The sequence below is a fragment of the Streptococcus suis genome, assembly GCF_046032515.1.
GTDB classification, from domain to species: domain Bacteria; phylum Bacillota; class Bacilli; order Lactobacillales; family Streptococcaceae; genus Streptococcus; species Streptococcus suis_AL.
On the sequence record NZ_JARQPJ010000011.1, the window covers coordinates 59,105 to 79,018 of the forward strand.

A 19,914-nucleotide genomic window follows, 5' to 3' on the forward strand; every position below is an offset into this window, starting at 1 on the left:
CAATCTCTTACGAAATTGCTCCCTTTTCTATCATTGATTTGACCATCTCTTTAAGCATAGCCATCTCTTCTGGACGGCCAATAGACAGGCGAATATACCCTTTTAATTTACCTGTTGGATAATATTTGAAATTCCAATCCTGTGCCAAGGCTTGCTGATAAAATTCTTCTGCCCACGGTGCTTTAAACGTTACAAAACTAGCCTGACTAGGTAGAACTTGACAGTTATCTAACCCTTGCAAGAATAAAATCATTTCTTCTCGCAAATTCTGAATTACTCCCACTATTTCTAAAACTTTGTCTGTATAATTCAATGCAACGGCTGCCATTTTTGCAGTCAAGTTTGACAAGCTGAATGGGGGAATGACCTTGTCCAATTCATAAATTAACTCTTCGCTTCCTACCGCAAAGCCAACTCGTAAACCTGCAAGTCCAAAAGCCTTTGATAAGGTCCGTAAAACTAAAACATTGTCAAATTGTGGCAGACGACTGATGAAGCTTTCGACATTTGCAAATTCAATGTAAGCCTCATCTACAACGAGTAGCCCTTTAAAAGAAATAGCCAATTTCTCCAAATCTTCTAGTGAATAAGCTACTGAAGAGGGATTGTTAGGATTGGAAAGCATGAGGATTTTCGCATTGGTTTCCTGAGCACGCGCCAACAAATTCTCAACTGGCAAAACCAAGGTCCCATCTTTCTCTTCCAAATCAATGGCTTCAAAACGGCTACCATGCATGTGATTATAGGTTTCATACATGAAGAAGTCTGGATTGACAGTCAAAAAAGTATCATCCTTTTCCATAAAGGTGGAAACAATCATGTGAATAAGGTGATCAGAGCCCACACCTACTGTTACTTGTTTGGGATTCACTCCAAGATAGGCCGCATATTTCTCAATTAACTCTGAGTAAGTATTGTCACCGTAAAAGCTCAATTGACCAACTTCTAAGCTCTCTAAGGTCTTTTGCGGTAAAAAGGACCAGTCGATAATACGATTTTCATTATTGCCCAAGTCGTATTTAGCAATTTTTCCTAACTTATAGGGTTGGTAATGTTCAAATACCTTGCGTTTCATCATTTCTCCTTCTAGCAAGAAAAACACAGTCTAATCAACTGTGTCTTCTGCTTTGATTTTTTCAAAAATAGTTAACTCTTCAGCTGTAAAGTTGTAGTTTTCTAACAAGTCTGGACGACGTTGATAGGTTTTGCGTAGACTCTCTTCCAAACGCCATTTTCGAATATTTTCATGGTGCCCACTCATGAGAACATCTGGCACTACCATTCCACGATACTCGTATGGTCGGGTGTATTGAGGATATTCCAATAGCCCTGATGAAAAACTATCATCCGTATGACTGACTTCCTTGCCAATAACCTCTGGAATCAGGCGGACAGTGGCATCAATCATGGTCATAGCCGCCAACTCTCCACCTGTCAGAACATAGTCTCCGAGAGAAATCTCATCTGTTACCAAGGTCTTAATCCGCTCATCATATCCTTCATAGTGACCGCAGATGAAAATCAACTGCTCTTCCTGTGCCAATTCTTCGGCATAGGCCTGATTGAAAGTACGCCCAGCGGGATCCAGCAAGATAACACGTGGCTTGGTTTGTTCAATGCTATCCATAGTATCAAAAATTGGCTGGGCACGGAGCAACATGCCTTGTCCTCCACCATAGGGTTCATCGTCCACATGGCGAGCCTTTTCAGCATTCTCTCGGAAATTGTGGTAGTTGATTTCCAACAAGCCTTTGTCACGCGCCTTACCCACAATAGAGTGTTCTAGAGGTGCAAACATCTCAGGGAAGAGGGTCAAAATATCAATTCTCATCGTCCAAGCCCTCGAGCAATTCCACATCGACACGGTTATTTGGAATATCAATGTTCAAGACAACAGGCGGAATATAAGGCAAGAGTAGGTCTTTCTTACCTTTTCGTTTCACCACCCAGACATCATTGGCACCTGGCTGCAAGATTTCCTTGATTTGTCCGATCAGAGTATCATTCTCATAGACATCCAAGCCGATAATTTCATGGTAATAAAACTCACCATCTTCAAGGTCAGTCAAGTTTTCCTCGGCAATTTTCAAACTAAAGCCCTTGTACTTTTCAATATCGTTGATATGGTACATGCCCTTAAACTTGACAATATCAAAGTTCTTAGCCTTACGGTGGCTAGCAATTTCCACTTCCATGACAAACTGATCCTTGTCATCAAAAAGTGCAAGCTTTGCCCCTTTTTTAAAACGTTCTTCAGCAAAATCGGTCACAGACAAAACACGCATTTCCCCTTGTAGGCCTTGCGTGTTAACAATCTTTCCTACGTTAAAATAAATCATAATTTCTCCATTTGATTTTCTATCCTTTTATTTTAACATGAGCAAGATATTTTCACAAGAGAGAAAAAGCCGGAAGCCTCCGACTTCTTCTAATCTATTAACTCAGACAAGGACTTTTTGGTCCTAACTGTCAACTCATAAGGAAATTCCAAATAGGTCTTACCATTCTTTTCATATAGATAGGCTATTTTGTTATTGGGTTGAAAGGTTAGTCGATAATATTCCTCTACCCCGACTGGCTGATCATTGGTGCTAGCATCTTTGAAAAGATAGGGATGAATTTGGGAAAGCTCCGACAAAAAATCGCTCATTTCACTACCTTTTAGAGTTCTTAGCTCTCCACCATCCTGATTACTAATTACAATCTGGTCGGCTTGAGGTAAACGAATTTCAGTTTTCTTCAAAAATTGATACCCAAGCAACAAGGAAATACAAGATAAAACAACAAAAATCAACCATTTCTTTTTCATAATAAAACCCACCCTTTTTTAGTAAATTATATCAAGCTCAGAAAATCTGTCAAGCAAAAACATCGAAATCTATTGACTGCTAGCAATTTTCTGCAACCGTAATCTTAGGGCAATCCCGCAGACAAAAATCCCTGAAATGAGACCAATCCAATAGGCTTCTGGACCCATTTGGAAAAATCTTTCAAGCAAGAATGCGACTGGGAAGGTCATAGACCAATAGGCAACCAAACCAAGTATAAATGGAACAGTCGTATCCTTGTAACCACGTAAAATCCCCTGAATAGGTGCTGTAAAGGCATCTGCCAATTGGAACATGAGGGCAAAGCTCAGGAAATGCGAGGTCAGACGGATAAATTCTGCATCATTACCATAAAGGTAGGCAACTTTGGAGCGGAAAAAATAAAGGAAAGTGAGTGTTAGGCCTGCAAAACCAAGTGCAACCAAGCGTCCTAGACGGCTGTAGGCTTTCACATCTTGTGGTCGTTTAGCCCCTACTTCATAAGCAATGACAATAGCTAGGGCTGAAGAAACTGAGGCAGGAAAGGCATATAATAAGGTTGCAAAGTTCATAGCTGACTGGTGGGCTGCTATAATCTGTGCTGAAAATTTTGCCATGTAGAGCCCTACTACTGCAAAAATTGCTACTTCTGCAAAGACTTGTAAACCGATGGGAAGACCGATTTTCAATCCTTCTTTCAGTAAAGACCCATCAATCGGACTCCACCGCCAAATCTGATAAGATGCAATAGTCTTATTTTTGCACATGACAAGGACAATTACGAGTAACACGGCCCAGTAAGCTAAAGCAGTACCCAATCCAGCACCTGCTCCGCCCAGGGCCGGTAGGCCCATTTTCCCATAAATCAAGAGATAGTTAAATAGACTGTTAAATGGGACAAGGAGCAACATGAGGTACATGGATAGCTGAGTCAAACCGAGGGCGTCGAAAAAAGAGCGACAGACACTAAAGAGCAAGAGAGGCAGGATACCAATGGAAATAAAATAGAGGTACTGCCGACCAACTTGAAAAACAGATTCATCAAGTCCAAACTGAGCCAAGGCGGGAACAGCGATAAATAGGACCGAGCACAAGAGTAAAATGGTTAATCCGATAGCTAGATAGACAAACTGATGAAACTCCTCACGAATCTTATCTCTTTCACCTTTTCCTAAATATTGAGCGATGATTGGGACCAATGCAGATACAATCCCTGTTAGAAATGAAAAAAGCGGATTCCAAAGACTTGTTGCCATGGAAACACCTGCCAAATCCATAGTACTATACTGACCAGTCATCATGGTATCGATAAAGGATGCGGAGTAATTAGCAAATTGATAAATTAAAATGGGCAAAAATATTTTGATAAAGAGCCAGAGCTTCTCTTTGTTATTTCTTGTTTGATACATACTTATTCTCTTTCAATTTTATATAAATATTGTAACAAGAAAAGGACCTGCATTGCAAGTCCTCTTTGACTAGATAGAGTCACCATTCCAGATAGAGTTTTTCACGATAACATAGTCCACATGCTTCAAGCTAGTTATATCTCGACCGCCAGCATAAGAAATAGACGATTGCAAATCTTGCTCCATTTCAATCAGCGTATCTTTCAAGTGACCTTTGGCTGGTAGGAGAATTTTTTTGCCTTCCACGTTTTTGTAAGCACCTTTTTGGTATTCAGAGGCAGAGCCATAGTATTCTTTAAACTGTTTGCCGTCTACTTCTACCGTCTTTCCTGGGCTTTCGATATGACCAGCAAAGAGTGAGCCAATCATGACCATGCTTGCGCCGAAGCGGATGGATTTGGCAATGTCTCCGTGGGTACGAATACCACCGTCCGCAATAATTGGTTTACGGGCAGCTTTTGCACACCAACGAAGGGCTGCCAGCTGCCAACCACCTGTACCAAAACCAGTCTTAACCTTTGTAATACATACTTTACCTGGACCAATTCCAACTTTTGTCGCATCCGCACCAGCATTTTCTAGTTCACGAACTGCTTCTGGAGTACCGACATTACCTGCAATGACAAAGGTATCAGGTAATTCTTTCTTGATATGCTTGATCATTTTAATCACGCTATCAGCATGACCATGCGCAATATCAATGGTGATAAACTCAGGGGCATCAGCTTTCAAGCTAGTCACAAACTCATATTCATATTCTTTTACGCCAACCGAGATAGAAGCAATCAAGCCTTGGTCATGCATGCGCTTCACGAAAGGAATACGTCCCTCTTCATCAAAACGGTGCATGATGTAAAAATAGCCATCTTTTGCCAACATCTCTGCTACATCTTCATCAATAATAGTCTGCATATTAGCTGGAACAACTGGTAATTTAAAGCTATATTTCCCAAGAGTCACTGTTGTATCTGCCTCGGAACGGCTATTGATGATACATTTATTTGGAATGAGCTGAATATCTTCGTAGTCAAAAACTGGAGTTTCGTTGAACATCCTTCTACCTCTTTTTCTTAACATTGGAACAAAAAAACGATTTGTTTTTCGTATTTTTTCCTTATTACAAGATATAGTATAGCTTATTGTTTGTGTTTTGTCAATAAAAAAGAAACCTATCTAGACAATATTCGGATATATCACTTTTTAGGCTTATTAATAAAATATAACATTCGTATAATTCTTTTCTGAGTTACTATTCTTATAAAATTTAAAAAAATGTTCAGAATTTACTCAAACAATTTTACATAAAAACTAAAAAAATCTTCAAAAACAGAAGATTTTTTTAGTCAAATTCATATAATTGTGGGAATTTTTCGCATTCAGGGTTCTTAGGATGGCAAACCTCACGACCAAAATAAATCATAGCTTGATGAGCAGGGAGCCAGAGTTCAGGAGGTAAGACTTCCATGACTCGTTTTTCTGTTTCCAGGGGTGTAGCCGATTTTTTGACAATATCGTGGTGTTTACAAATCCGTCCCACGTGGGTATCAACTGCAAAGGCGGGAATTCCGAAACCGACACTTAAAACAACATTGGCCGTTTTTCTTCCCACTCCTGCCAAGGCTTCTAATTCCTCACGAGTTTGAGGAACAATACCATTATGCCGTTCCATCAACTGCTGGGCACAGTCTTTTAAAAACTTTGCCTTGTTTCGGTACAAACCCAAACGAGAAATATAAGGCTCAATATCCTTCACTTCTGCTGCCGCCATGGCTTGGGGCGTAGGGAAAGCTGCGAACAAACCAGGTGTTGCCTTATTCACCGCAGCATCTGTAGTTTGAGCAGATAAGAGCACTGCACATACCAACTCAAAGTGATTTCGAAAGTCCAAGCTAGGCTTAGCATCAGGATATAGAGCGATGATTTCTTCAATAACTTTTCTTGCACGTTTTTTTGATAATACCATGAATTCATTATAGCATGAAAACTTGGATTTATCTAAAATCTGGATTGTCATAAACCTCATTCCTCGTGATATAATAAGAAGAAAAGGGGGAATAAGTATGGACTTACAAGAACTCTGTAGAAAGGTCATTCAAGTAAGGCCACGCAATAGCCATAAGGGAAGCTATGGTCGAGTCTTGCTGATTGGTGGACTGTATCCCTATGGTGGAGCGATTATCATGGCCGCACTAGCAACCGTCAACAGTGGAGCAGGCTTGGTAACTGTTGCTACTGAAAAAGATAACATACCAGCCTTACATAGTCATCTGCCTGAAGCCATGGCATTTTCATTTGACGATCAAGCCTTGCTGATAAGCAGCTTAGAAAATGCTGACTTGGTATTGATTGGTCCAGGTTTGGGGGAAAATAGCAGAGCTGAACAGTTATTGGACTTTGTTTTTGAACATTTATCTGACCAGCAGATTTTAGTTCTTGACGGCTCAGCCCTTACCTTAGTCGCAAAGCAAAACAGAAAGAACTTCCCGTGTAAACAAGTCATCCTGACACCCCACCAGAAAGAATGGGAACGGTTATCAGCCATTCCGGTTGCTGACCAAACAAGCCAAAGAAATCTTGAAGCCTTGCAATCTTTTCAAGAAAATACAATCCTTGTAGCTAAAAGTTCTGCTACACAAATCCTAAAAACCCAGCCAAACCAAGTCACCCCAATAGGAGCTGGTGGTCCCTACCAAGCAACAGGAGGTATGGGAGATACTCTTGCAGGTATGATTGCAGGATTTGCTGTACAATTTCCCCATGTTCAACTATATGAAAGAATCCTTGTAGCAACCTACCTCCACTCCTATATTGCCGACCAACTGGCTCAAGATTATTATCTTGTAAAGCCAACTGATGTCTCAAGAAACATCCAAAAGACAATGCTTCAATTTCAAACACAAACAACCGCTTAATCAATGATTAAGCGGTCTTTTATATAACAAACTCGTGATTAAAGCCTGACAAATGGTAGAAAATGATACTCAATGCAAATCAAAAGTAACCTAGGAAACGAAGCCGAAGATAGAACTCTGTTACTATCTTATTTCAAGGTAACAGGCTGAAAACCTCCACTGGAGCTTTTCACTCATCAAGGCAAGTTGACAACGGATAATTTTGATTTTCGAAGAGTATGACTATATTTTCTTAGACTTCTTCTTTATGACGTCGTTTGCTTACCAACAGAGTCCCTAGCCCAATAATGACACCAAGAACAAGATAGTATCTCGTATCATTGTCTCCAGTATTTGGTAGTTGAGTCACCTGTTTTTCTTGATTAGGGCTAGATAGACTAGCTTGCAAAGTGACTGGACGAGGTAAAGTTGGTTGAGGGTTTGGCTTCTGACCTATCGGTACATGCCCTGAATTCCCAGTATCTTTTACAGGAGGTGCCTGTACATCAACTTTTTCTGAGTCTATAGGTGGAGGCGTTACAGTGCCTTCATCTTTTTTGTCAGTGACAGTATTTGCTGGCTCTTTGGCATCATTTGTTGAAGTAGCAACACCATCCAGTTCTGCCTGAGCGCTTGTCAGAACGGCTAGAGCTTGATCGACACTTGCTTGGCTTGCAGATTCATCAGCTAGAATCGCTTTCGCTGCTTCAACTGCCTGGTCATAAGCTTGTTTCACATTTTCAGATGCATTGAGATACTTAGCATCTGTCGCTTTTAATACGGAAGAAACGGATACTGCGCTACGAAGGGCTGAAATATCAGTCTTTTGACCATCTAAGCCGGCTTTCGCTGCTAACAAGTCCGCCAACGCTTGGTTGACAACTGCCTGTGTTACATTCTCTTGGTTCAATACAAGTTGTGCTGAACGAACAGCTGTATCATAGGCAATTTGTTTGGTATTTTCAGCATTATAATAAATAAAGTTTGCCTGAGTCGGTGTGTAGTTTGATACTTCAGCAATTAGTTTTTCCGTATCGGTAGCCTGACCGTTTAGCTGCTCTCTCGCTGCCACAAGACTGGCAACTGCTGAATCTACTTGTGCCTGATTGTGTTTGTTGGCATATACTGCATTGGCATCTTCTAATGCTTTAGCATAGGCAGTTTGAAGTTCTGGACTAGCATTGTAATAACGCACTGTTTCTTCAAGTCTCGCAAGTTCAGCAATCAGTTCTTTCAAAGCAACTTTATTAATCAAGGTTAATTTCTTAACATTTGACTGTTTTGCAAGTACTGCTACGTCTAATTCTTCCAAAAATTCATAGCCTTCTGGGAGGGTTGGAAGGATAGTGTAGGTACCAACTGGTACAAATTTACCATAATCGGTCTTAGAATATTTAGCATTTGGTAGCTGAATAGTCTGACCATCAGCAGTTACCAGTTGGATGGTTGAACCAGAAGGTAGTAATGCATCAATATCTACCAGCAAGTTGGCCTTATCTTTCAAAGTCACATAGAAATTCACCTCGGCAGTGCTATTTTCTTCCGAAATCGTCACGACTGCTTTTGTTTCACCTGCTAGGCTTGACCATTCTGTATCATATAAGAATAAATCAAAGGTGTAAGTACCAAATGGTAGCTTAAGAACGCTAGTATCGCCGGCATATCGTGGTAATTCTGCAACAATCTTGCCTGTTTCATCGGTGACTGAGTAAGAGAAAAGTATTGGTGCAGGACTATTTGTATCTTTATCAAGAATATTGACAGTTACCAACCCTTTTTCATTGCCAATACTGATCAGATTCTCTACTTTTTCATAGCTGATGTTACCAGCATAATCCTCTACTGTGTAGTAGAATTTTGAAATATCTGCAAGGTCAAGAGGCAATGTAAAGGAGCCATCGTCGTTTTGTGCCACAAATACCTTGTTATCAGAAACGGTTACATCACCATTTTCTAATAAGGAAGGAATAGTTGTCACACCGCTTGCATCCGCTACAAGGTAGAATACTTGCTCGCGATATAGACCGGATTCTCCTTTTTCAATGGCTGGACGAGGGTTAAATGTAAAGTTTGTTTCATCATAGGTAGCTGTGGTGATAACTGGTGATTCTCTATCGATGATAACATCGAAAATCATAGTTTGTACTGCTGCACCTGGAACTTCAGATGAGTAGGTCAAAACGTATTGATACTTACCATCTGCTAAAGCATTTCCCTTGCTGTCTGTCCCATTCCATTCAGTAGGGTAAATAATGCTTGATTTTGGATTTTTAGGATCACCACTATAGAAGTTCTTATTGCCTGACTGTGGTTGACTTTCCCAAAGTGGATTTGTTCGCTCAGTATCATCTGCAGCATAGACGCTTGCGACTAAATCCGTATAATTTCTCAAGAAGACACCTTTGAAAGCGAGCGAATCTTGGTTGTCATCCCCATTTGGCGAGATAGCTAAATGAGGCTTACCAGACTCATCAAGCTCTAAAACAAAGTATCCTGCTTCATTTTTAAATGTACCTAGAGTCTTGATAGCAAAGTCAGATCGTTTGTCTGTAGAATAGATTAACTCCGTACTTCCTGTAACAAGACCTGTGTAGTGATGGCTGATGTCAACAGTATCTGGCTGTGCTGTAACAGGTTCAAAGTAGAAGCCCCCCTTACCATCGGCAATAAGATTGTAAATCGGCTCTTCTAGAACGGCTAGATTTTGGAATTCCCCACGGAAACCAACGTATGGAATGCTGACAATATCACCGCCATCGGCTACATCTGTAAATCGAACAAAACCTTCAAGATAGTAACCGTTTTTCATTAAACCTGTCAATTCTTCTGCAAAGCTTGCTGCATCGACATTAATTGTAACAGTTGTACTTGAATTGGCTTTCACAGTCACCTTACCGCCAGAAATCTCTGCTAATAGACGCGGAGCCAAGGTGATTAATCCGTTTTGGACAGTATCCGTTGTTAATTGCGTTGAGTAGTTTAAAGTCTTATCTTCGTTTGTAATGTTATGAAGTGTGACCGTAAAGCTGAATGTATCCTCAACATTTCCTAAGGTAATGCTGCCATACCCATCTTCGCCAGTCAAATATAAACCTGTAGAAATAGCTGCCGCAGTATCGATGATACCTGCACCTTGTTGGCGAGGGGAAGTGTAGGCTGTTGTTTCTTTGTTCACATGTGCTTTAGCAGTAGACATAAGCAAGTGTTTTACTAAGGCTTCGATTTCTTGAGGGGACTTAGTAGGGTAAGTTGCCTGTAAATATTGTTTTACTAGTACGGCTGCTCCTGCCACGTGTGGTGAAGCCATACTTGTTCCCTGCATGTTGGCATAGTCATTATCATTGATGGCTGCATAAATAGCACCACCTGGAGCAGCTAAGTCTGGTTTTAGCTCGCCATCCGCTGATAGACCCCAACTTGAAAAATCTGAAAGAAGACCTGCTTCTGGGTTAGGGCGAATATCCGTTTCGTTATTGAACGCAATCTTATATGAGTTAGCTGCCAAAGCTTCACCAAATTCCAATGGAATGAAGACAGATGGAATTGCAATAGCTGTATCATCAAGTTGCATGCTTACGTTGGCTTCACCTGGACGACTATTGAAAATGACCACCCCTACTGCACCTGCAGCTGTTGCATTGGCTATTTTTTCTGAGAAAGTAATCGTTCCACGTTTGATGAGTGCAAGTTTTCCAGTCAAATCTAGACCATCAAAATCCGAAGCTTGACCGATTCCCGCATAAACATATTCATATTCTTTCCCGATTTCAAATGGTACGGGACTTTTCTCTGGATTATCAAACGAACTCTTACCGTAATTCAAGTCAGCATTGTTTTCTAAGCCAATGATATTGATTACTTTACTACCAACCGTTGTGTTATTGTAAGAAGCGACAGAAATTGCATCGCGAGCTGTTGAAGGTGCACCAACCAAGCCATAATCTGGATAATCGGCTGACGGATTAGAATGACCTGAACCAAATGTTCCATCATTACCAGCTGCAATAACAACAGAAACCCCTGCACGACGAGCAGCCTCGATTGCTGCAGTCACATTTTCATTCATGTTAACAACAGAGCCATTAGCTCCTCCCAGGCTGAGGTTAATGCTATCTGCACCTAATTTTACAGCATCTTCAATTGCCTTTACATACAATGCTGCGCCTGTTGTAGCTTTGAGGTCTGAGAATACACGCATAAACATGACTTGCGCTTCAGGAGCTACACCATACATTAATTGTCCAGCGACTGGTTGTGTCGGATTTCCTGTGGCAATACTCGTTACGTGCATACCGTGCGAGCGTTTGTCTTCTTCTTTCAAGACAGTATTCACATCAACATAGTTATAACCAAATACAACCTTATCGTTAAACCATTCACCGTAGGTAATTCCTGCTGCTTCTTTAGCTGCTTCTATCTCTTTTTCTGATTTATATTTTGCAGTTGAGAGATCTGAAATATGCAATACATCGTGGTCAACGTCAAGACCGGAATCTATAATTGCAACTACTGTTCCTTCGCCCTTGTAACCACTATCCCAAACTTTAGGCACTGTAATGATCGTATTGCTATCTATGTTTTGTGGTTTCGCTTCTTCCTGATTAGTAATAGCAGTAGTCTCATCTGCTACGGCAAGTTTCTCCTCTTCTTCTACTTTTTTCTCTGAAATAGCTGGAGTCTCTACAGCTGGTTGAGTCGCTTCTACTTCTGTATTTGTGATGTTTTCAAGAGCTTCTGAGCTAAGTTTTTCCTCTACATTATCTGTAGTGGTTACATCAGTTGGGGTAGCCTCCACAGAAGTGTCAACTAACTCCTCGACAACGGGACTTTCTGATGCTGATTCGCTGACGATTGCGTCAGGAACAGTTGTTTCCACCTTAGTCTCTACAAGGCTTGTCAATTCATCTGCAGCTACCGATGGTGCACCTGCAAACAAAAAAACTGCACCCAAAAGAACAGACACCGTTCCAATTTTATACTTCCGAAGTGAGAAAGTTTCTTTCTTTTTCATAACTTTTCCTCCTAGTTTTTCTCCTTCATTATTGGCAGAACCAATAAATAAATTAAAACACAAAACCATCAGTATTGCAAGTATATTCTGAAAATTCAGTTATTTATTCGAACTATAACTAACTATCAATAATATCTATAACCATAGATACAGATAATGCACACTATAGTCAAATGAATTAGCTTTCAGACAAGGAACTGAGGGCAGGCAGTACTAGAGTACGGCAATCCGAAAGTGACGATGTAGCAAAGTTAATTCAAATGACTATAAAAAGGGAGTGAGCAAGACATCCATGATGGCTCCGTCCTTACCCACAGAATAATGAGAATGAGCATAAAGCCCTCACTAAGATTATATACCTAGTGAGGGCCATGCGGTTGGTACATTATTGATGTTAATTATGATGACAAAACTGCTCCAGCCTGCTGATAAGAACCACAATATACACTCAAGAATATGACTAATACTCAATGAAAATCAAAAACAGACTAGGCGACGCAGATGCAGATAGAACTGAAGTTCATCAAATCAAGTCAACAACGTCTGATTTTGATTTTCGAAGAGTATAAAATTCAGTAGATAGGCTTTCTAACTTACAAGAAGGAAGGAATTGTCATAGATAATCATGTGTAGATCAAGTCGATATTGTCGTTTGTATTCCCCTCAACTTGTCCAAAGTGTTACTTAGCTACATTTGATACAACGACTAAAGGTCTACGTGCTTACCACGATTTCTCAGTCAATTTCATGTGGAAGCTGTTGGTATGGAAAGCACCGGTGTCTATTGGCGACCTGTCTGGCATGCTCTATGTGATGACTTCGAGCTAATACTTGCTCAACCAGCCCACATGAAGGCCATTACAGGTCAGAAAACTGACAAGAAAGACGCTTACTGGATTGCCAAATGAATGCGGATTGGTCTGCTTCCTCGGAGTTTCATTCCCGATGAAATCATTCCTGAATTGAGAGAGTTGACCAGACAACAGAAACATTATAATATTGGGACTTTTCTCATCTCTTTGTTAAGACAATCTAAAAAATGCTAATTTCCCTCAAATATCCTACGAACGGTATGAATTTGAGAGATTGGAACTGCAACGAGCAAGGAATCACCCATAGAAAGTTGGCTATTTCCTTTCACAATCCTTGACTTACCATGATGAATTTGATTGGTAATCAAGCATGAATCCGGCAAACGTAACTCGCTAACAAATCTTCTGTCCAATGTTTCGTTGACAACAACCTCTATTAAGGTCATGTGTTCTTGCTGTTCTACTTCTTCTGGCAGAATTTTTTCCAACATTGCTTCATAGACTGGCGCGCCACCTAAGAGGTCCATCATCACATAGGAACTCAAAGCTACCAACCCGATGACCATCAATTGGTTCAAACTTCCAACCATTTCAGTTACTAAAATAATAGCAGTTAGAGGTGCTTTGGAAATCGCTGCGAAAAAGCCTGCCATTCCCAATACAATAAACAATAGCATCTGCTCCTGACTGATGAAACCAATATCAAGGAAGAACCGTGCGACAAAAAGCCCAAGGAGACTTCCTAAGGTTAATATGGGTAAAAAGATACCTCCTGGTAGACCTGAACCATAGGAAATCATGCTCCATACAAATCGTATTAAAATCAAGATTGCCAATGTCAGTAGTCCTTGTTCCAAATATGGAAGCTCTAAAATCAAATGATGCCCGCCACCCAACAGATTAGGGAAAAAATAACCAATCGGTATAATAAACAAAAAGGCAAATACACTGTAGTATGGAACTGGGAGAGGAATGATTTTTGAGAGAAGGGTATAGAAACCTTGTATATTGAGGATAACAACTTCATACACATATCCAGCAAGTCCAAGGAAAACTCCAAGTAAGATATAGATCCAATATTGGTCAAGAGATAGTAACTGTAAGTCCTTCGGCATATGCAAAACAGGCATTAATCCAAAAAAATGTAAGGAAATAAAGTTCGCAGTGATACTGGCTGCCAGGGCTGAGACCCATACCAGACGTGAAAACTGATGATAGACTTCCTCCACAACAAATAAAAGGCCTGCTATTGGTGCATTGAAAGCTGCTGCCAAACCTGCCGCAGCGCCACTAGCAATCAAACTCCTTCTTTCCATTTCACTGGATTTAAGAAGAACTGATATACCTTTAGCCGTTACAGCTCCTAATTGAATACTGGGACCTTCACGCCCCAGCATTAGACCAGATGCAATGGATAAAACACCGCCGATAAATTTTCTCCAAAGGACTGACCACCAGTTTAAATCCATAATTCCTTTTAGTTCTGCCTCCACCTGTGGTATACCAGAACCTTTTGTATTTGGCTCGTCTTTGATCAACTTGCCAACAAGTAAAGCTATGACCAGATAAAGCCCTCCAATAAGAAGTAAATAGATTGCATTGTCTGTTGCCAGAGAATAGAGGTGCGTAAAGACAGAAAATAGTTTTTCAATGGCTAAGCGAAATGCAACGACCACTAAACCAGCGACAATGCCAACTAAACTACCACGCAGAACCGAGTAGAGGATTGATTGAGAAATAAAACTAACTTCTTTCCGGTGATTATCCATTGAGATTTCCCTTCCTTTCTATAGTATGTATGACCAAAAAATAGGAGCAATAAGTACTTAGTAAAGAACCTCACTCCCATTCTTTTATTTATATTGCTACCTGTCCAATCAGACTATTTCCGATACATCTTGAATTGGAGATAAAGGTCATTATACATTCCAAGTATCTCTGGTCCAAGATTATCATAAACTTCCATCTTCTTCATCGTTTCTTCAGATGGATAGAAAGATTCATCGTTCTGAGTCTCCTCATCCAGCATAGCCTTGGCTGCAGGAATTGGTGTTGAATAACCAACATATTCTGCATTGCGAAGCGCATTTTCAGGACGAAGCATAAAACTCATAAAGGCGTAAGCTCCATCAATATTTTTGGCTGTTTTTGGAATGACCATGTTATCGAACCAAAGGTTAGAACCTTTTGATGGTACAACATAGCGCAGATTTTCATTTCCATCTAACATTTCACTCGCCTCACCTGAGAACGAAACAGCAATTGCTGCCGCATCTTGTATCATATAACCTTTTATCTCATCAGCTACAATGGCTTTGACATTTGGAGTTAAATTATAAAGATGTTCAGCTGCTTTTTCAATCTCTGCAGGATTTTTAGAGTTTAAGCTGTAACCCAAAGATTGCAGACCGAAGCCCATGACCTCACGAACACCGTCGATTAACATGATATTGTCACGGTATTCTTCTGACCACAAATCTTCCCATTCTTGAGGAGGATTGTCAACCATAGTTTCATTGTAAACAATCCCCAAGGTTCCCCAGAAATATGGAATAGAATAGTCATTGTTCTTGTCAAAGCTAAGTCCCATAAATCGTGGATCGATATTCTCTAAACCTTCAATTTTTGATTTATCTAGTTTCACGAGCATATCTTCTTCCGTCATTTTGGAAATCATATACTCAGAAGGAACGGCCAGGTCATAGGTAGTTCCTCCCTGCTTGATTTTAGTGTACATGGATTCGTTGGAATCAAAGGTCTGGTAATCCACCTGAATACCTGTTTCAGCCGTAAATTCTTCCAGCAATTCTGGGTCAATATAATCTCCCCAGTTATAGATGACAAGTTTATCAGTTGTCCCTTGGGTTGAATCAGCTTCTAATTTTGAACTAATTCCCCATAAAACAAGAATAATAGCTACAATACCTACAAAAAATGAATACAATCGTTTCATTAGTTGGCCTCCTTTTCACGCGAGATGAAATAATAACCCACTACCAATAAGATAGAGAAAAGGAAAACAAGGGTTGATAGGGCATTGATTTCCAAAGAAATCCCTTGACGAGCCCGCGAGTAAATCTCTACAGATAGGTTTGAGTAACCATTTCCCGTAACAAAGAAGGTCACGGCAAAGTCATCCAAGGAATAGGTAAAGGCCATGAAGTAGCCTGCAATGATGGCTGGTGTTAGGTATGGCAACATGATTTCTTTCAGCATTTGTGGCTGAGTTGCCCCCAAATCATAAGCTGCTGAAATCATATCGGCATTCATTTCCTTCAAGCGTGGCAAAACCATCAATACTACGATTGGAATAGAAAAAGCAATATGACTGAGCAATACTGAGACAAAGCCAAGCTGGAAACCAATCATGGTAAAGAGAATTAGGAAACTCGCCCCAATCATGACGTCTGGAGCTACCATCAAGATATTATTGACAGACAAGAGTGCATTTTGAAAACGAGGTTTTGCCTGATAGATATAGATGGCACCGAAAGTTCCGATAATGGTCGCAATCAAAGAACTCAAAAAAGCTAATAGGAAGGTTTGAGCTAAGATGAGCATGAGACGGCTATCACCAAGCATAGATGAAAAATGCTCTAAGGTAAAGCCTGTAAAGCCATTCATATCTCCGCCTTCATTAAAGGCATAAAAAATAAGATAGAAAATCGGTAAGTAGAGAAGGAGAAAGGCAACTGTTAAGTAGATATTTGCAAATTTCTTCATTATTTCTTCCTCTCTTTCGTCATCCACATAATCAAGAGCATGGCTAAAATCAAGACCACACCTATGGTTGAACCCATTCCCCAGTTTTGTGTTGTGAGGAAATGTTGTTCGATAGCTGTACCAAGCGTGATCACTCGGTTACCACCAATCAAGCGTGTCAACATAAAGAGACTCAAACTTGGAATGAAAACCGCCTGTACACCAGAACGGACACCATTCATAGAAAGAGGAAAAATAACTTTTGTGAAGGTCTGCCAAGGAGTTGCCCCCAAATCACGACTGGCATTGATTAGGTTTTTATCTAAATCATCCAAGGCGTTAAAGATCGGCAAAATCATAAACGGAATCTCGATATAGGCTGCAACAGCAATAAAGGAGAAATCTGTGAAAAGAATTTGCTGAGCTCCTAGACCAATAAATTCTAGGAACTGGTTGATAGAGCCGTGTTGCCCAAAAATACCGATAAAGGCATAGGCTTTCAGCAAAAGATTGACCCAGGTTGGCAAGATAATTAACATGAGCCAGAGCTGTCTATGCTTGAGTTTGGTCAAGAAATAGGCTGTTGGGTAGGAAACCAAAAGCGTGACCAGAGTAATAATACCTGCGTAAAAAATAGAGTTAAAACTCATTCGCAGATAGGTCATATTTGGCGAGTTAAAATAGGTCTGGTAATTGGCCAAAGTGAAATTGCCATGAATATCAAAGAAAGATTTGAAGATAATCAAGGCAACTGGAGCAAGTACAAAGAGAAAGACCCATAGGGCATAGGGAATTGCAAAAAGCCTAGAGGTTTTCTTCATTGCGTTCCTCCTCAATGGCGTTAATCAAGCCATCTTCTACTTCTTCCACTTCCACATATTCTTCGATACGGGCATCGAATTCTTCCTCTGTTTCATTGAGACGCATGATATGAATATCTTCTGGCTCAAAACTTAGTCCAATCACTTCTCCGACAATAGCCTTACGAGTTGAGTGAATCATCCACTCATTACCGAGGTCGTCATAGGCGATGATTTCATAGTGAACCCCTCGGAAGAGCTGAGTATCCACTTTTACCTGCAATTTGCCTTCCTCAGGTAGGGTAATCTGCAAATCTTCTGGACGGATAACAACTTCAACTTCTTCATTAGGACGCATACCGCCATCGACAGCTTCAAAGCGTTTGCCGTTAAACTCAACCAGATAGTCTTCTATCATGCGACCTGGAAGGATATTGGATTCACCGATGAAGGTAGCAACAAAATGGTTGATTGGCTCGTCGTAAATGTCCACTGGCGTCCCAGACTGAACAATTTCACCTTCATTCATGACAAAAATCCAGTCACTCATGGCCAGAGCTTCTTCTTGGTCATGGGTAACGAAGACGAAGGTAATCCCTAGACGTTGTTGCAATTCACGCAGTTCGTACTGCATTTCTGTACGGAGTTTCAAGTCCAGGGCAGAAAGTGGTTCATCTAGCAAGACAACGCGTGGCTGGTTGATAATCGCACGTGCAATAGCAACCCGCTGGCGTTGACCACCAGACAATTTCTGAATGGAACGATTTTCATAACCAGAAAGTCGGACCATTTGTAAGGCTTCTGTCACACGGCGTTCGATTTCAGCCTTGTCAACCTTTCGTAATTTAAGAGGAAAAGCCACATTTTCAAAGACAGTCATATGTGGGAAAAGGGCATAGGACTGGAAAACAGTATGGACATCCCGTTTATTGGTCGGAACATCATTAATCCGTTGACCGTCCAGATAAATATCACCTGAACTCGCATCCAATAAACCAGCAATAATATTCAAAATCGTTGATTTACCTGAACCAGAAGCTCCTAAAAGGGTATAAAATTTCCCCTCTTCCAATTCAAAACTAATATCCTTTAATACAGTTGTTCCACTGTCTTCAAATACTTTTGAAATGTTCTTAAATTCAATAATTGGCTTTTTCAATTCTCATAAATTCCTTCTTTTTTGTAAGAGCCTAATGGCTAGAGTTTAGTCTTTCAGTTTGCTTTTAGTACTAAGCAACGAGCTGCAGACAGTACTGAAGTACGGCAAAGCGAGTTAACGACGTAATAAAAGATAAACTGAAAGACTATGTATCAGATGGGTCGCCGATAATACGCACTTCTCTCTCCAGCGTAATGCCTGAAGATTTTTCAACAACATCAATCACATGTGCAATCAGATTTTCATAATCCTTTGCTGTACCATTCTCGACATTGACCATAAAACCTGCGTGTTTTTCAGATACTTCAACACCACCAATACGGTAGCCTTTCAAACCAGCTTCCATAATCAACTGACCTGCAAAGTGACCAAGTGGACGTTTGAAGACTGAACCACAAGATGGATATTCCAAAGGTTGCTTGAGCTCGCGTAAATGTGTCAAACGAGCCATTTCTTGTTGAATAACCGTATGATTTCCTGGCTTGAGGGCAAATTTTGCAGACAGCACAATCGCACCGTTTTCCTGCAAAATAGAGGAACGGTAGCCAAATCGTAACTCACGATTGTCCAATGTTTCGACATAACCTGCTGGAGTCAAAATCTGCGCTGAAACTAGAATGTGTGCCACTTCACCTCCGTAAGCACCTGCATTCATATAGACAGCACCACCAATGCTTCCCGGAATACCACAAGCAAATTCAAATCCTGATAAAGAATGGAAAAGTGCGACTTTTGTTGTTTCAATCAGATTGGCACCTGCTTCTGCTTCAATGGTGTATCCTGATACAGTAACGGAGTTAAGTTTATCCATACGGATAACAAAACCACGAATACCGCCATCTCGGACAATGATATTACTTGAATTTCCTAATACTTGCCATGGAATACCTTCACGTTTAGCAAATTCTACTATACGAACAATCTCGTAACGATTCCGCGGAAAAGCTAGATAATCAACAGCTCCTCCTACTTTTGTATAGGTATATTCTTTTAAAGGCTCATCGAATCGGATATCGATGCCTTCTAATTCAAGCCTAATTTTATCTTTCATAACCTTCTCATTTCAATTTAAGATATACAGGATTTATTATACCAAAAATTACAGGAGAAAACGAATAAAATTCAACAAAAATACTTTCACAAGCCAAATTAATTTGCCCCAATATTTTGAATTGGAGAATGGAATGCACAAAAAAGGAGTTCCCTTTCTACCGCGTATAGTAGCGATGGCGAACTCCAACAAAATAAGGCTCTATAATTTCTGTAGTGGGTAAAACCACCGTGGAGATTATGGAGCCTTTTTAAGTATATACAAAAAGTCCC

At 40.4% G+C, this 19,914-nt stretch carries 15 protein-coding genes and 1 pseudogene; 2 read left to right on the forward strand and 14 right to left on the reverse strand.

Features of this window, described 5'->3' with window-relative positions:
* Window positions 1–7: 7 nt before the first annotated feature.
* The 7 genes from P7J49_RS06420 to nth form a co-directional block, all read right to left on the reverse strand.
* Window positions 8–1,075, reverse strand: a complete 1,068-nt coding sequence (locus P7J49_RS06420; RefSeq protein ID WP_172101205.1) for an aminotransferase class I/II-fold pyridoxal phosphate-dependent enzyme — start codon at window positions 1,073–1,075, stop codon at window positions 8–10.
* Between the two features lie 30 nt (window positions 1,076–1,105).
* Complete coding sequence (trmD, locus tag P7J49_RS06425) at window positions 1,106–1,831, reverse strand: tRNA (guanosine(37)-N1)-methyltransferase TrmD (RefSeq protein ID WP_002941457.1); 726 nt, start codon at window positions 1,829–1,831, stop codon at window positions 1,106–1,108.
* The gene (rimM, locus tag P7J49_RS06430) at window positions 1,821–2,339 is read right to left on the reverse strand and encodes a ribosome maturation factor RimM (protein ID WP_408570061.1); all 519 of its coding nucleotides are present in this window, start codon (window positions 2,337–2,339) and stop codon (window positions 1,821–1,823) included. The genes trmD and rimM overlap by 11 nt, the downstream gene beginning before the upstream one ends.
* Before the next feature lie 89 nt (window positions 2,340–2,428).
* The gene (locus P7J49_RS06435; protein ID WP_024376963.1) at window positions 2,429–2,809 is read right to left on the reverse strand and encodes a DUF5301 domain-containing protein; all 381 of its coding nucleotides are present in this window, start codon (window positions 2,807–2,809) and stop codon (window positions 2,429–2,431) included.
* A gap of 69 nt (window positions 2,810–2,878) precedes the next feature.
* Window positions 2,879–4,216 carry an MATE family efflux transporter gene (locus P7J49_RS06440; RefSeq protein ID WP_408570063.1) on the reverse strand — a complete coding sequence of 446 codons (1,338 nt, stop codon included), beginning with the start codon at window positions 4,214–4,216 and terminating at the stop codon, window positions 2,879–2,881.
* 69 nt (window positions 4,217–4,285) lie between these two features.
* Window positions 4,286–5,269 (reverse strand): GMP reductase, encoded by a 984-nt coding sequence (gene guaC / locus P7J49_RS06445; protein WP_408570065.1) that lies wholly within the window; start codon window positions 5,267–5,269, stop codon window positions 4,286–4,288.
* Window positions 5,270–5,555: 286 nt separating this feature from the next.
* Window positions 5,556–6,179: an endonuclease III gene (gene nth / locus P7J49_RS06450; RefSeq protein ID WP_012775083.1), complete on the reverse strand. Its 624-nt coding sequence runs from the start codon at window positions 6,177–6,179 to the stop codon at window positions 5,556–5,558.
* Between the two features lie 97 nt (window positions 6,180–6,276).
* Here nth and P7J49_RS06455 point away from each other — a divergent pair, with 97 nt between their 5' ends.
* Window positions 6,277–7,128, forward strand: coding sequence for an NAD(P)H-hydrate dehydratase (locus P7J49_RS06455; protein WP_408570067.1), 852 nt, complete (start codon window positions 6,277–6,279; stop codon window positions 7,126–7,128).
* A gap of 232 nt (window positions 7,129–7,360) precedes the next feature.
* Here P7J49_RS06455 and P7J49_RS06460 read toward each other — a convergent pair whose 3' ends face one another.
* A complete protein-coding gene (locus P7J49_RS06460) occupies window positions 7,361–12,118 on the reverse strand; it encodes a S8 family serine peptidase (protein ID WP_408570069.1) in 4,758 nt (1,585 codons plus the stop codon).
* Between the two features lie 663 nt (window positions 12,119–12,781).
* Here P7J49_RS06460 and P7J49_RS06465 point away from each other — a divergent pair.
* A pseudogene (locus tag P7J49_RS06465) lies at window positions 12,782–13,113 on the forward strand (IS110 family transposase); the annotation flags it as partial.
* A gap of 47 nt (window positions 13,114–13,160) precedes the next feature.
* Here the strand turns inward: P7J49_RS06465 and P7J49_RS06470 are convergent.
* From P7J49_RS06470 to murB, 6 genes are all read right to left on the reverse strand, one after another.
* Window positions 13,161–14,699, reverse strand: a complete 1,539-nt coding sequence (locus P7J49_RS06470; RefSeq protein ID WP_408570070.1) for a ClC family H(+)/Cl(-) exchange transporter — start codon at window positions 14,697–14,699, stop codon at window positions 13,161–13,163.
* 113 nt (window positions 14,700–14,812) lie between these two features.
* A complete protein-coding gene (locus P7J49_RS06475) occupies window positions 14,813–15,883 on the reverse strand; it encodes an extracellular solute-binding protein (protein WP_172020545.1) in 1,071 nt (356 codons plus the stop codon).
* Window positions 15,883–16,653 carry an ABC transporter permease gene (locus P7J49_RS06480; RefSeq protein ID WP_002938656.1) on the reverse strand — a complete coding sequence of 257 codons (771 nt, stop codon included), beginning with the start codon at window positions 16,651–16,653 and terminating at the stop codon, window positions 15,883–15,885. Before P7J49_RS06480 ends, P7J49_RS06475 begins: the two co-directional genes overlap by 1 nt.
* Window positions 16,653–17,453, reverse strand: a complete 801-nt coding sequence (locus P7J49_RS06485; RefSeq protein WP_002938659.1) for an ABC transporter permease — start codon at window positions 17,451–17,453, stop codon at window positions 16,653–16,655. Before P7J49_RS06485 ends, P7J49_RS06480 begins: the two co-directional genes overlap by 1 nt.
* On the reverse strand, window positions 17,437–18,591 hold the full coding sequence (locus P7J49_RS06490; RefSeq protein ID WP_408570072.1) for an ABC transporter ATP-binding protein: 1,155 nt from the start codon (window positions 18,589–18,591) through the stop codon (window positions 17,437–17,439). Before P7J49_RS06490 ends, P7J49_RS06485 begins: the two co-directional genes overlap by 17 nt.
* Before the next feature lie 145 nt (window positions 18,592–18,736).
* Window positions 18,737–19,642 (reverse strand): UDP-N-acetylmuramate dehydrogenase, encoded by a 906-nt coding sequence (gene murB, locus P7J49_RS06495; RefSeq protein WP_408570073.1) that lies wholly within the window; start codon window positions 19,640–19,642, stop codon window positions 18,737–18,739.
* Window positions 19,643–19,914 lie beyond the last annotated feature (272 nt).

Coding starts and splice junctions, on each gene's coding strand:
- P7J49_RS06475 (WP_172020545.1), bottom strand. CDS start 15,883: ATGAAACGATTGTATTCATTTTTTGTAGGTATTGTAGCTATTATTCTT.
- P7J49_RS06485 (WP_002938659.1), bottom strand. CDS start 17,453: ATGAAGAAAACCTCTAGGCTTTTTGCAATTCCCTATGCCCTATGGGTC.
- rimM (WP_408570061.1), bottom strand. CDS start 2,339: ATGATTTATTTTAACGTAGGAAAGATTGTTAACACGCAAGGCCTACAA.
- P7J49_RS06470 (WP_408570070.1), bottom strand. CDS start 14,699: ATGGATAATCACCGGAAAGAAGTTAGTTTTATTTCTCAATCAATCCTC.
- nth (WP_012775083.1), bottom strand. CDS start 6,179: ATGGTATTATCAAAAAAACGTGCAAGAAAAGTTATTGAAGAAATCATC.
- P7J49_RS06435 (WP_024376963.1), bottom strand. CDS start 2,809: ATGAAAAAGAAATGGTTGATTTTTGTTGTTTTATCTTGTATTTCCTTG.
- P7J49_RS06480 (WP_002938656.1), bottom strand. CDS start 16,653: ATGAAGAAATTTGCAAATATCTACTTAACAGTTGCCTTTCTCCTTCTC.
- P7J49_RS06420 (WP_172101205.1), bottom strand. CDS start 1,075: ATGAAACGCAAGGTATTTGAACATTACCAACCCTATAAGTTAGGAAAA.
- P7J49_RS06460 (WP_408570069.1), bottom strand. CDS start 12,118: ATGAAAAAGAAAGAAACTTTCTCACTTCGGAAGTATAAAATTGGAACG.
- P7J49_RS06455 (WP_408570067.1), top strand. CDS start 6,277: ATGGACTTACAAGAACTCTGTAGAAAGGTCATTCAAGTAAGGCCACGC.
- murB (WP_408570073.1), bottom strand. CDS start 19,642: ATGAAAGATAAAATTAGGCTTGAATTAGAAGGCATCGATATCCGATTC.
- P7J49_RS06440 (WP_408570063.1), bottom strand. CDS start 4,216: ATGTATCAAACAAGAAATAACAAAGAGAAGCTCTGGCTCTTTATCAAA.
- guaC (WP_408570065.1), bottom strand. CDS start 5,269: ATGTTCAACGAAACTCCAGTTTTTGACTACGAAGATATTCAGCTCATT.
- trmD (WP_002941457.1), bottom strand. CDS start 1,831: ATGAGAATTGATATTTTGACCCTCTTCCCTGAGATGTTTGCACCTCTA.